Source organism: Streptomyces sp. NPDC058697 (genome assembly GCF_042715345.1).
GTDB classification, from domain to species: Bacteria; Actinomycetota; Actinomycetes; order Streptomycetales; family Streptomycetaceae; genus Streptomyces; species Streptomyces liliifuscus.
In genome coordinates, this window is the sequence record NZ_JBHXSU010000002.1 from 701,768 (window position 1) to 714,840 (window position 13,073).

10 protein-coding genes are annotated in these 13,073 nt (G+C 71.6%); 8 read left to right on the top strand and 2 right to left on the bottom strand.

Annotated elements, in window-relative coordinates:
• The first annotated feature begins 46 nt into the window (after positions 1–46).
• Positions 47–1,603 carry a serine/threonine-protein kinase gene (locus ACFWXQ_RS07660; protein ID WP_383951174.1) on the top strand — a complete coding sequence of 519 codons (1,557 nt, stop codon included), beginning with the start codon at positions 47–49 and terminating at the stop codon, positions 1,601–1,603.
• Positions 1,604–1,726: 123 nt separating this feature from the next.
• On the opposite strand, the gene ACFWXQ_RS07665 is transcribed toward ACFWXQ_RS07660, so the two are convergent.
• Positions 1,727–2,380, bottom strand: a complete 654-nt coding sequence (locus ACFWXQ_RS07665; RefSeq protein ID WP_384080587.1) for a response regulator — start codon at positions 2,378–2,380, stop codon at positions 1,727–1,729.
• Positions 2,377–3,348: a HAMP domain-containing sensor histidine kinase gene (locus tag ACFWXQ_RS07670; protein ID WP_383938258.1), complete on the bottom strand. Its 972-nt coding sequence runs from the start codon at positions 3,346–3,348 to the stop codon at positions 2,377–2,379. The genes ACFWXQ_RS07665 and ACFWXQ_RS07670 overlap by 4 nt, the downstream gene beginning before the upstream one ends.
• A gap of 285 nt (positions 3,349–3,633) precedes the next feature.
• On the opposite strand from ACFWXQ_RS07670, the gene ACFWXQ_RS07675 reads away from it, so the two are divergent.
• The 7 genes from ACFWXQ_RS07675 (at position 3,634) to ACFWXQ_RS07705 (ending at position 13,067) form a co-directional block, all read left to right on the top strand.
• Entirely contained in the window at positions 3,634–4,104 is a 471-nt protein-coding gene (locus ACFWXQ_RS07675) for a cation:proton antiporter regulatory subunit (protein ID WP_383938255.1), read from the top strand.
• Between the two features lie 4 nt (positions 4,105–4,108).
• Entirely contained in the window at positions 4,109–5,305 is a 1,197-nt protein-coding gene (locus tag ACFWXQ_RS07680; protein ID WP_383938252.1) for a cation:proton antiporter, read from the top strand.
• A 151-nt stretch (positions 5,306–5,456) separates the two neighbouring features.
• Positions 5,457–5,792 (top strand): YnfA family protein, encoded by a 336-nt coding sequence (locus ACFWXQ_RS07685; protein WP_055616634.1) that lies wholly within the window; start codon positions 5,457–5,459, stop codon positions 5,790–5,792.
• A 185-nt stretch (positions 5,793–5,977) separates the two neighbouring features.
• Entirely contained in the window at positions 5,978–6,319 is a 342-nt protein-coding gene (locus ACFWXQ_RS07690; RefSeq protein WP_383938249.1) for a VOC family protein, read from the top strand.
• A 266-nt stretch (positions 6,320–6,585) separates the two neighbouring features.
• A complete protein-coding gene (locus ACFWXQ_RS07695; protein ID WP_383938247.1) occupies positions 6,586–8,244 on the top strand; it encodes a serine/threonine protein kinase in 1,659 nt (552 codons plus the stop codon).
• A 295-nt stretch (positions 8,245–8,539) separates the two neighbouring features.
• Positions 8,540–10,732, top strand: coding sequence for a protein kinase (locus ACFWXQ_RS07700; protein WP_383938244.1), 2,193 nt, complete (start codon positions 8,540–8,542; stop codon positions 10,730–10,732).
• 97 nt (positions 10,733–10,829) lie between these two features.
• Complete coding sequence (locus tag ACFWXQ_RS07705) at positions 10,830–13,067, top strand: protein kinase (RefSeq protein ID WP_383938240.1); 2,238 nt, start codon at positions 10,830–10,832, stop codon at positions 13,065–13,067.
• The last annotated feature ends 6 nt before the right edge of the window (positions 13,068–13,073 follow it).

The following is a 13,073-nucleotide window of genomic DNA, read 5'->3' on the forward strand; positions in this document are numbered from 1 at the left end:
GACCGGTGGGCGCCCAGGCCGCCGGGAAGGAAACGTGAGAGAGCGCGTGATATCCGGAGATGGCGATCACCAGGCGGGGTTACGTTCGGAACGCGGCTCGGGGCGGCTGATCGCGGACCGGTATCTGCTGCACGACATCCTCGGCAGAGGAGGCATGGGCACGGTCTGGCGGGCCCATGACCAGTTGCTGGACCGCCCGGTCGCCGTCAAGGAACTGCACATCCTCACCCACGGCGACGAGGAACACCGCATCCGGCTGCGCCGTACGATCCGTGAGGCGCGCGCGGTCGCACGGGTACCGCACCCGCATGTCGTGGGCGTCCACGACCTGGTCGAGTCCGAGGACCGGCTGTGGATCGTCATGGAACTCGTCCAGGGCCCCTCGCTGGCCCACCACCTGGCCGAGCACGGACCACTCACTCCGCAGCACACCGCCGCACTGGGACTCCAACTCCTCGACGCGCTGGTGGCGGTGCACGCGGCCGGCACCCTGCACCGCGACGTCAAACCGGCCAACGTCCTGCTGCGCCCCGACGGCAACGCCGTCCTGACCGACTTCGGCATCGCGGCCCTGGACGACGGCGAGTTCCTGACCACCACCGGCGAACTTATCGGCTCGCTGGAATTCATGGCCCCCGAGCGCGTGATGGGAGCCGACGTCGGCCCGGCCTCCGACCTGTGGTCCCTGGCCGCGACCCTGGCCATGGTCTGCGGCGGACAGTCCCCCTTCCGCAGACCCGCACGCCCCGCCACCCTGCACGCCGTGGCCTACCAGGAACCCGCCCTCAGCGAGCGGCTCGGCCCGCTGCGCCCGCTCATCGAGGCACTCCTGCGCAAGTCCCCCGACGAACGCCCCACTGCTGCGAGTACGCGTGACGCGCTGCACCGCGTCGCGGCGGGCCACGCGGACGCCGGACCGCTGCTGCCGTCGCCGACCGCCCACTCATCCTGGCCCGCGCCCCTGCTGGCCGACGCGGACACCATGACCAGCGGCCGCCAGCACCTGATCCCGGCCGGGCACAGCGCACCGACGGCAACACACACCACCTCGCTCAGGCCCTCGCCCCAGTCCTCCACCCGCCCCCGGCGCGCGAAGCGGCTGTGGTGGGCGCTGGCGGCAACTACGGTGCTGGCGGCGGGCGTTGGCGGCGGCCTCTTCCTCACCGGAGTCCTGCCCCTCAAGAAGGACCCCATCACCACGACCACCAGTCAGGCCGTGAAGTCCACAACCGGCTGGCAGAAGGTGACCGGAGTGACCATCCAGCAAGGAGACAAGGTCACCGTGCGGTTCGTCTCCGGCGAATGGACCGTCGACCACGTCAACATCCCCATGACCGGACCGGCCGGCTACGACGCGGCCATCGACGAGTCACTGAGCGGCGCTGACGATTGCAAGATCAAGCCCGCGGCACCCTTCGGCACCCTCCTGGCACGCCTCACCGGCAAGCAGAATCCCCCCATCCACTCCGTCGGACGGAAGCTGACGTTCAAGGCGGCCATGAACGGCCCCCTGCAGATGGCCATCAACGACGAGGCCGACAGATGCGTCCAGGACAACAGAGGCAGCATCACCGTGCAGGTCAGCGTCACGCACCAACCGTGATGGGTGGCAACCGGGCACTGGCCGCACACGACTCGTCCTTGAGCCTGCAACTCCATCTCGTCACCGGAACTCCGACTCGTCACCGACCGACTCTCCCTCACCATCCGACCACCCGACCGGCCTTCAGGGCTCGATGAGGCCGACGCGGATGGCGTAGCGGGTGAGTCCCAATCGGTCGCGCAGGCCCAGCTTCTGCAGGAGGTTGGTGCGGTGGCGTTCGACGGTTTTGGCGCTGATGACGAGCAGGAGGGCGATCTCTTTGGAGGTGTGGCCCTCGGCGACGAGTTTGAGAATCTCCTCTTCGCGTTCGGTGATGGGGCGGGCGGGCAGTTGTCCGCCGGTGCGGGCGCGGTCGAGGTACGTACGGATGAGGGTCGTCTCGGCACCGGGGTAGATGAAGGGCTCGTCGCGCAGGGCGGCCCGGCAGGCTTCGACCAGGTCGCGGTCGGCGACGGACTTGAGTACGTAACCGGAGGCGCCGGATTTGAGGGCCTCGAAGAAGTACTGCTCGTTGTCGTACATCGTCAGCATCAGGGTGCGCACGCCCGGACGGAGGCGGGCCAGTTCACGGGCGGCCTGCAGGCCGGTCCGGCGGGGCATGGCGATGTCGAGTATGGCCAGGTCGATGTCGTTGCGGCGGGCCTGGGCGATGGCTTCGGCGCCGTCGGAGGCCTCGGCCACGACAGTCAGGTCCGGCTCGGCATCGAGGATGAGGCGGACGCCGTGACGGACCAGGGCGTGGTCGTCGGCGAGCAGGATGCGGGCCGGTGTGGTCATCGCGCTGTCTCCTGGGGGCGGTCGGCGGCTGCCTGGCTGGTGACGTTCAGGCGTATCTCGGTGCCGCCGTGAGGGGCCTGGCCGATCTCGAAGTCGGCGCCGATGAGGAGGGCCCGTTCGCGCATACCGCTGATGCCGGCTCCTTCGGGTGCGGCCCCGATACCCGGGCCGTTGTCACGGACCAGCAACCCCACCCGCGCATCGGGCAGAGCGCGCAGATGTACTTCGACCCGGCTGGCATGGGTATGGCGGGCGGTGTTGGTGAGCCCTTCCTGGGCGACGCGGTAGAGGACCAGTTCGGTGGCCGGGTCGAGGCGCGGCAGCCCAGGAGTGATGTGCGCGGTCGCGCTCAGGCGGGAGGTGGTGAACTCGGCCGTCAGGGCGCGCACGGCGCTCAACAGACCGAGTTCCTCCAGGACTCCGGGGCGCAGGCGGCGGGCGATACGGCGGATCTCGTCCAGTCCGGCGCGGGTGGTCTCCTGCGCCTGCCGCAGATCGTCGCGTACGGGCCGGGGTGCGTGGTCGGCTGCGTGTTTGAGCTGGAGCAGGACGGCGGTGAGGGTCTGTCCGACCTCGTCGTGGAGCTCCCTGGCGAGACGCTGACGCTCGGCTTCCTGCGCGGACAGGGCCCTGCCGGAACTGGTGGCGCGTTCGGCCTCCAGCCGGGCGAGCATGGCGTTGAAGCTTGCGGTGAGCTCGGCGATCTCACCGGGTCCGGTGACGGTCGTACGGCTGCCGGGCTTGAGGAGGTCGACGGTAGCCATGGTCCGGTTCAGGCGCGCCAGCGGAGCCAGTGCGATCCGCAGCAGTACGGCGTTCGCGATCACCATCACGATCAGTCCCGCGAGCAGCACCAGGGCCTCGCCGAACAGCACCGGGGTGGAAACGGTGACCGGTCCCAGGAGCAGCAGGACCGCGACGACGAGCACGCCCGCGTTGAGGACGAAGATCCGCCAGTACAACGACATGGACCTGTGCTCCTTTCCCGGTGACCGCTCACCTCCACTGTCGCCCGCCGCCGCCGAACGGCCCTGTTGAGGGCTCTGGCCTGCGACGGGATCTACTGCCCCCGCCTCACCCTGACCCCTGTGGGGACGCCGTGTCCATCCGGGCTGACACCCATATCGCCGGGCTGTTCGCAGATGGCACCATGAGTCCCCGCCGCGCCGGATCACCTCGCTGAATCCGTCGTGGCCCGCACTGCTGCCGCGAGGATCGATGAAGAGGGGGGAGGGGTTGTGCCTGCTGGGCGAATGAGCACCACACCCTTGCCGGGGATCGGTGTCCAGTACGACCTCACCACGAGGGAGCAACGCCACCTGTCGGTGATCGCGCACCGGGACGGCACCCGCACGGTGAACGTCTACCGGAACGACGACCCCGACGCCTGCGCCCAGTCCCTGCGTCTGACGGAGCTGGAGACCGCCTCACTCATCGACGCGCTGGCGCCCTCGCACCACAGCCCGAACCTGCTCTCCACCACCGACCTCGGCCTGGTGGCCGAGCGGATCGAGCTGTCGTCGGTCTCGTACTGGAACGGGCGCGTCCTCGGTGACACCCGGATGCGCACCGAGACCGGAGCCTCGATCGTGGCCGTGCTGCGGCGCGCGCAGGCGATCCCCTCCCCCGCGCCGGACTTCCGCCTGGCGGGCGGCGACATCCTGATCGTGATCGGCACCCGCGAGGGTGTGGAGGCGGCGGCCGCGATACTCGGGCGGGAGTGACCCGGTGCATTCCTCCGCCATCTTCCTGATCGAGTTCGGTGCGATCATCCTGGGCCTGGGGCTGCTGGGCCGGTTCGCCGGACGGTTCCAGTTCTCGCCCATACCCCTCTACCTGCTGGCCGGGCTCGCGTTCGGCGAGGGCGGGCTGCTGCCGCTGGGCACCAGCGAGGAGTTCGTCGCGATCGGGGCCGAGATCGGCGTCATCCTGCTGCTGCTCATGCTCGGCCTCGAATACACCGCGACCGACCTGGTCTCCAACCTCAAGACCCAGTACCCCGCAGGACTGGTCGACGCCGCCCTGAACGCCCTGCCCGGTGCCGCGATGGCGCTGCTGCTGGGCTGGGGCCCGGTCGCCGCCGTCGTACTGGCCGGGGTCACCTGGATCTCCTCCTCCGGCGTCATCGCCAAGGTCCTCGGCGACCTGGGCCGCCTCGGCAACCGCGAGACCCCGGTCATCCTGAGCATCCTGGTCCTGGAAGACCTCTCGATGGCCGTCTACCTGCCCATCATCACCGCCCTGCTGGCCGGCGCCGGCCTCGCGGCGGGCAGCGCCACCCTGGCCATCGCGCTCGGCGTCGCCGGCCTCGTCCTGGTGGTCGCGGTGCGCTACGGACGCCACATCTCCCGCTTCGTCTCCAGCGACGACCCCGAGAAGCTGCTGCTGGTCGTGCTGGGCCTGACGCTGCTGGTCGCCGGCGTCGCCCAGCAACTGCAGGTCTCCGCGGCCGTCGGGGCGTTCCTGGTGGGCATCGCGCTGTCCGGCGAGGTCGCCGAGGGCGCGCACGGGCTGCTGTCCCCGCTGCGGGACCTGTTCGCCGCGGTGTTCTTCGTCTTCTTCGGCCTGCACACCGACCCCGCCAGCATCCCGCCCGTCCTGCTGCCCGCCCTCGCGCTGGCCGTCGTCACCGCCGGCACGAAGATCGCCACTGGGTACTGGGCCGCCCGACGCGCCGGGATCTCCGCCAAGGGCCGCTGGCGGGCCGGCGGCACCCTCGTCGCCCGCGGCGAGTTCTCCATCGTCATCGCCGGACTCGCCGTCACCTCCGGCATCGAACCCCGACTCGGCCCCCTGGCCACGGCCTACGTCCTCATCCTGGTCATCATCGGCCCCCTCACCGCCCGCTTCACGGAACCGGTGGCCACCCGCCTGACGGCCAGCCGCCGGCGGTTGGCCTGCAGCCTGCGGGCCGGCGGGGGCTGAGCGCGCGGCTCCCCGCGCCCCTGAAGACAAAAGCCGGGGCGCAGCCCGCTTTTAGGGGCGCGGGGAACTGCGCGACAAGCCCCCACGCACCCGCACCCGCACCCGACCTCACACACCGAACCCCCACCCCCCATCGGTAAGCTCACCGATCATGACCGTTGCACGCTCCGTCGCCCTGTTCGTCGTGGCCGCCCTGTTCGAGATCGGCGGGGCCTGGCTGGTCTGGCAGGGCATCCGCGAACACAAGGGCTGGATCTGGATCGGCGCGGGGGTCATCGCCCTAGGCCTCTACGGCGTGGTGGCCACCTTCCAGTCCGACGACAACTTCGGACGCATCCTCGCGGCGTACGGCGGGATCTTCGTCGCCGGGTCGATCGCCTGGGGCATGGTCGCCGACGGCTACCGGCCCGACCGGTACGACGTCATCGGCGCGCTGGTGTGCCTCGCCGGGATGGCCGTGATCATGTACGCGCCCCGCAGCCACTGAGCGCGATCGACTCGCAGTCGCTGAACTTGACGGACGGCCGTGTTCGTAGTTCCGCGGGGGGGTACGAGGACCACCTCCCCGGGCCCAGGTCCGTTCACGACCGCGCATCGGGAACGGCACCCATCCTCGTCCCCCGGCAGCGCGGTATCCGCGGGCACCGGAGGCGCCGTGCCTACCATGACGGCATGCCCCTCGACTTCTTCGCAGGCATCCCCGTCAACGACTACGCAACGGCGCTGCCCTGGTACGAGCGACTCCTGGGCACCCCGCCGACGTTCTTCCCGCACGACACGGAAGCCGTATGGGAACTGGCGGAACACCGGTACGTGTACATCGTGCAGCGGCCCGGCCGGGCCGGAAACGCCGTGCACACCGTCCTCGTCGACGACCTCGACACCCGTGTCGCACAGATCGCCGACCGGGGTCTGGAGCCCACGAGCCGCGAGACCTATGCGGAAGGCATGCGCAAGATCACCTACCACGACCCGGACGGCAACGAGTTCGGTTTCGGCGGCGCCGCGCACTGACGCCGCCGTCGGTGCGACGTTCACCCGCTACATCGTCAAAGTGGGCAGGCTCGCGGAAAGGTCCGCCGACGAACTGCGTGTTCACCTGAGCCGAGTCCTGCCCCAAATCCTGTTCGCCTGAGGCCAGTTGGCCGAACACAGCCCGGCCTCGGAGCATCGACGCGCCGCATTGCCGGAAAGCGCAATCACCCCTGATTGAACACTCACCGGCATTGCCTTCGTACTCATGGCCAAGGTGCAACCCACGGGCGCAGTGAAGGATCAGCATGGCAGAAGCGCAGGCCTCCACAAACGAGTTGATCGCCGGGAGGTACCGACCGCTCCAGATCGTGCACCGAGAGGAATTCCGGGTCGGCTGGCACGGCCAGGACATGGCATCCGGCCGACTGGTGTTCCTGGCGGAGGCACGGCTGCCCGCGGTCCTCCGCGAGGAGACACCCCGGCAGACCACGGCCCGGGTACTGCGGGAGACCGCGGACCTGGAGGCCGCCGCCCCCGGCCAGGTGGCCACCGTCCTCGACGTCACCGAGCAGGACGGCCGGCTGTGGACCGTCATGGAACCGATCGAAGGCCGGTCCCTGAGCGAACTCCTGGACCGGCGTGGGCCGTTCAACCAGCCCCGGGCGGTCCGCATCGGCCTGCAGATCCTCGATGTACTCGCGGCCGCGCACCGCCTGGGCGTCACACACGGCGACCTCGGTCCCGACCAGGTCTTCGTCAAGGCGGACGGCGGGGTCGTGGTCACGGGATTCGGCCTGACCGGAGCGACCCGGTCCTTGAGGGCGACCGCACCCTCGTACGCCTCTCCGGAACAGATCCGCGGTGAGGCGATCGATCCCTCGACGGATCTGTGGGCCCTGGGCGCGCTGCTGCACACCATGATCGAGGGCCGCCCGCCCGCTCCGAACCCGGGGCGCGCCGAAGGCAATTCGAGCTTCGCTCAGGTATACGCGGGAGAAGGGACCGAGGGAGGAGGGGAAAGATCCTCGGGGGACGACGTCCACACCGGCCGGCTGCGCCAGACCATTCACGGGCTGCTCCGCGAGAACCCGAACGAACGGCTCACCGAACCGGTACTGCGCAAGGCACTGAGCCGCATGGTCAGCGAGGACTCGGCCGAACAGTCACACATGTTCAGGCTGCGCGGCGCGTACGGGAGCCTGCCGGGGGCGGACCGGGCCTGGCGCAGGAAGCGGCCCATCGTCCTCGCCATCGTCGGTTCCGCGCTGGCCGTCGTGGCCATCCCGGTCGTGCTCGCCGTAAACAGCAGACCGGCCTCGGACACACCCGACGCCTCCGGCCCCGTACCCACCGCGTCCGGTTCCGCCGCCGCGCCGCCGCCTGCGGCTTCCACGCCTGCTCGCCCCTCCGCGGACCCGACCGGCGGCGCCTCGGCCGGCGCATCGGACCCGGGCGCGCCCGCCGCTCCCTCCCCCACCGCTTCCACCGGGAAGACGGCACCGCCCGCCACCAAGCGCTATGACGCGCCGGAGGGATTCTCGGTCCAACTTCCCTCGGACTGGGGGCGCATCAAGGACACCGGACGGCCGGACAACGCCTTCAGTGTCACGTTCGGCGCCTCGGGTGACCCGCGCGTACTGAGGGTCACCTTCGGCAGGGTCTCCTCGTCCGACGCCGTCACCGTCTGGCGCGACGCCGAGCCTCAGTTGCGGCGCCTCACTCCCGGCTTCGACCGCATCGGCGACATCCGTGGCGTGGACGGTTCCGGTGGACGGAAGGCCGACCTGGAATGGTTCGCCGACGGCGACCCCGACCGCACGCGCACACTCGCCCGTGCCCTCCTGGTCGACACCGACCTCGGCTACTCCATCAGGTGGACGACCCCGGCCGACGACTGGAACACTCCCGCCAACCAGCAGGCCCTCAACACCTTCTTGACGTCCTTCCGCCCGGCCGCGCGATGAACCACCCCACGGGGCCTGCGAAGACGGCCTGAGAGCGGCGGGTCAGGCGGCCCTGCCCGCCGCGTCGAGGAGGGGGCCGAGTTCACGGGCCACGGTCGTCAGGGGGCGTACGTCCCGCTCAGCGAGAGTGGTCTGCGCACCAGGCATCGGAGCACACTCGGTTACCGGCGGTCGGTAACCCAAGCAGCTTCCTCTTCAGGCCGTTCCTGGCACGGTTCGGGTTCCCGGGAACCTCTGGAGCCGTACAGGCGTCGCATGGATCATCGGCGCACGGGGCGTACAGGCAGGGGGGCCGATGGGCCGGTTCGAGTTCGGGGAGTACCGGACGCTCGCGCTGCTCGGGGCGGGTGGCATGGGCCGTGCGTATCTGGCCCGTTCGGGGTCGGGGCGGCTCGTCGTGGTCAAGGTGATGCATGCGCACCTCGCCGCCGAGCCGATGTTCCGGGAGCGGCTGCGGCGTGAGGTGCAGGCGGCGCGAGCCCTGACCGGGCCGTTCACAGCGGCCGTGCTCGACGCGGAGCCACAGGCCCCGTTGCCGTGGCTGGCCGTCGAGTACTGCGCGGGCCCCACCCTGTCGGAGGCCGTGGCCGGGTACGGGCCACTGGCAGCCGGCGACCTCGCCTCCCTCGGTGCCGCTCTCGCCGAGGCGCTCACCGCGATCCACACGGCGGGCCTGGTGCATCGCGACCTGAAGCCGGCGAATGTCCTGGTCACCGGCCAGGGCCCGCGCGTCATCGACTTCGGTATCGCGAAGGCGCTCGGTGACAGACCTGGCTCGGGCCCGTCGGACGAGGCCCTGACCGGGAGCGGGGACATGCTCGGCTCGGTCGGCTTCATGGCACCCGAGCAGATCACGAACGAGAGCGAACCCGCCGCCCCCTGTGACGTGTTCGCGCTCGGGGCGCTTCTCGCGCTGGCGGCGACGGGCCGCAATCCGCACGGCGGGGGTACGGCACCACAGATCGTGTACCGGACGCTGCACGATGAACCGGACCTCGCCGGCGTGCCGGACGAGGAGTGGACCGCCTTCTTGACCCGCTGTCTGTCGAAGGGGCCGAACCGGCGCCCCACCGCGGCGGAGATCCTGGACTGGTGCGCCGCCCGCGCGGCCGAACAGCCGTGGTGGGAGCGGCCGGAGGTGACCGCCCTGATCGACGGCCACGAGGAGGCCGTCGCGCGCCGGATCGCCGCGTCGGCCGACGCCGACGGGGAAGGCGCCACCCACATCGACCCGCCGCAGACCCCGGCGACCCCGGCGGGTCCGTCGCGCAGACGCGTGTTCGCGTGGGCGGGCGCCGCCGTCACGACCGCCGCGGCGGCGACGGCGGCGACCATCGCCCTCCTGGGGGACGAGCCGAGCACGCGGCGGCAGCCGGTCACCTCGTCCTGGCGCTCCGGCACCCCGCTGTGGACCCGCGAGGTGGGCGCCCTCGAATACGGCGGCACCCTGACCCGTACGGCCGACGCCCTCTACGTACGAGTCGACGGCACAGCCCGCCGACTCGACGCGAACACCGGCGCCGTGGCCTGGGAGTTCGAGGACGCGTCCGCCGTCCTGCCCCACGGCGACACGGTGTACGTCACCTACCGCGGGGCGGATGTCTCCTCCCCCGGGATCGTGGCGATCGACGCGGCCGGCGGCACGGAGCGGTGGCGCACGGGTGCCCTGGAATCAAACCCGCACCGCCCTTATGGCTTCGGCTCCCCCGACGGCAGCGAGACGCTGCTCGCCGTCACGCGGCGCACGGCATGCCTGGCCACGTTCGCCGAGTACGACACGTTCTGGGCACGGCGCACAAACCTGAAGCAGCGCTGGCGGGCGTACGGCTTCGACCTGCCGACGGGTGCCCCGCTGTGGTTCGAAGACGGTGCGTCGGCGCAGGTGACGGCGCTGAACGCGGCGGGCGGCCGGTTCGCCCTGGCCACGGCGACCGAGGCAACCGGCCCCCTGTACGTGCTCCATGAGCGCTCGGGCGAGGAGGAGTTCAGCATTCCCGACGGCTCGGCCATGCCCGAGGTGTATCCGGGGGCGCGGGGAACCCGCTACTACGCGACGCGGACGTCGGTGCGCCAGGTGAACCTGGCCACCGGGAAGGCGAGGTGGACCCGGCCCCTGGTGCGAGCGAGGGTGGCACCACTGGCCGACGACGAACTCGTCGTGGCCGCCACGGCCGACGGCCTGGGCGCACTGGACGCGGCCGACGGCGACCGGCGTTGGTGGCGCGACGACGTCCACGCGCTCACCACCACCGACGGCCGCCCGCTGGCGGACGGCAGTGTGGTCTACGCGGCGGGCCCCCGGCCGGGCGTCTCCGCCACGTCCGCGGGCACGTCCGCGTGGGGCATCCACGCCCTGGCTGCCGCCACGGGCAGACTGCGCTGGGCCGTCCCGGTGGACGGCCTGACCACGGCGTCGTACGGGGCGGCGGGCGACGGATTGATCCACGTGTGCACCGGCACGACGCTGCAGACGTTCCGCGGCCCGTGAGCCGGGCCGGTCCGCGCGAGCAGGCACGACGGGAGGAGCACCCGCCCACCGACCACCACCCCCGACGGCGAAGGAAAGGCTCACAGGAGGCCAGCGCATGACCACCGCCCTTCTCCCCGAGGACCCCAGACAGCTGGGCCGGCACCACCTGATCGGCCGGCTCGGCGCCGGAGGCATGGGCCAGGTCTACCTCGCCCGCTCTCCGGGCGGCCGTCTCACCGCCATCAAGACCATCCACGAGCACCTGGCCGCGGACCCGCACTACAGGGAACGCTTCCGCCGCGAGGCCTCCGCCGCCCGCAGGGTCACCGGCGCCTACACGGCCGCCGTCCTGGACGCCGACCCCGACGCCCGGCTCCCCTGGCTGGCCACCGCCTTTCTGCCCGGAGTGACCCTGCGCCGCGCCGTCGCGGCTACCGGCCCCCTGTCCGCACCGGCCGTACGCGCCCTCGCCGCCGCCCTCGCCGAGGCGTTGCGCGACATCCACGCGGCCGGCCTCGTCCACCGCGATCTGAAGCCGTCGAACATCCTGGTCACCCGGGACGGCCCCCGTGTCATCGACTTCGGCATCGCCCGCGCCCCGGACGACCGGGCCCTGACGGAGACCGGTGGGATGATCGGCACCCCCGGGTACATGTCCCCGGAGCAGATTGTCGACGGCCCGGCGGTGACCTCGGCGACGGACATCTTCGCGCTGGGCGCGGTGCTCGCGTTCGCGGCGACGGGCCGGGACGCGTTCGGCGCGGCCTCCGTGCCCGCGCTGCTCTACCGGATCGTCCACGAAGAGCCCGAACTCGACGGCGTACCCGTGGAGTCGGGCTTGAAGGACCTGATCGACGCCTGCCTCGACAAGTCCCCCGGCAACCGCCCCGATGCCGCCGCGGTACTCCTCCTAACGGTCACACCCGCCCACCCGTCGGCCTGGTGGCGCGACGAGCCGCTGCGTTCCCTGATTGCCGACGCCGAGCCGACGCCGCACCCCGGCCCGGAGCCGACGCCGGCTCCCACCGTCCCGCTGCCGAGCCCAGCCCCCTCCCCCTCCCGGCGGGGCGAGTTGTCCCGCCGCGCCGCCCTCTCAGTCGGCGGCGCCGGCCTCGTCGGCCTGTTCGGCTATGCGGTGGCACAGGGCGGCGGCAGCACCCAGGACGACGATCCGGACCCCTGGAAGGTGACCGGGGGCACGGCCGCCTCCGGCGCGATCCGCTGGCGGCTGAGCGCCGGCGCCGGCCGGGTGGACGCCCTGCTCGCCACGTCGGCCGGGCTCGTCCTGCACGGGCTCGAAGGAACAATCACCAGCGCCGGCTCGACGCAGCTGCGTACCGCCTCGACGGGCCGTCAACGCTGGGCGTCCGAGACCTCTGACGATGTCCCGGACGACTGGGGCGTCACCGACGACGGGCTGCTCCTCGCGGGCGGCATCGGCCTCACCCCCACCGCCATCAGCACAGGCAAGGCCCTTCCTCAGGCGGCGGCGCCGGATCCCACCCAGCAGTGGTATGCGCCCACCGGCACCGTCATGGTCGTCCGCGACGTGGACGTGCTGCGCGCCGTCTCACTCACCACCGGCACCGAACTGTGGCGCCGCAAGCAGTTCACCGAGTGGCGCCGGCCCGCCGTCGTCGGCGACGCACTCCTGCTCACCGACGAGCTCGCCCATCCGACCTGCGTGGGTGCGGGGGAGGGCGAAGAGCTGTGGACCTACCGGGAGTTGGGCAAGGGCGACACCGTGACGGCCGTGGGCGCACTGCCCCCGGACCGGTTCGCGCTGCTCACCGAGAAGGGCATGCTGCATATCGTCGACGCCCGCAGCGGAGACCGGATTGCCGCCCGCGCTCTGAAAGCCGAGATCGCACGCGGTGCCACGGCTCTCGCCCGCACCGGCACCGCCGGCCTCCTCCTGACCGGCTCCACCCTGCACGGCTTCGGCCTCGACGACGCACGCCTGAACTGGAGCACGCCCGCGCTCGGCGTCGATGCCTGCTGGACCCGGCGCCCCGGCGGCGTCCACGTCCCCGTCGTCGCGGGTGGACTGCTGCTGCACTGGAAGGACGGCCGTACGCTCACCGCTCTCGATCCGCGCACGGGCCAATCCCGCGGCCGGGCAAAGCAGTTCGAGGACACCGGCACCGCCCAGTGCCCGCCCGCCGTCGCACCGGACGGCGCCACCGTGTACGCGGCAGCGGGCCGTACCTGCGCGGCACTGCGGACGACCGCGAAGGGCCTGACCGAAACACACACCCGTACAGCCCCCGCTCCCGTCACCGCCCTCGCGGCCGACACCCGCGGCTGGTATGCCTGCGCGGGCCGCAAGACCGTGATGGCGGTCAACGGATAGCCCTCG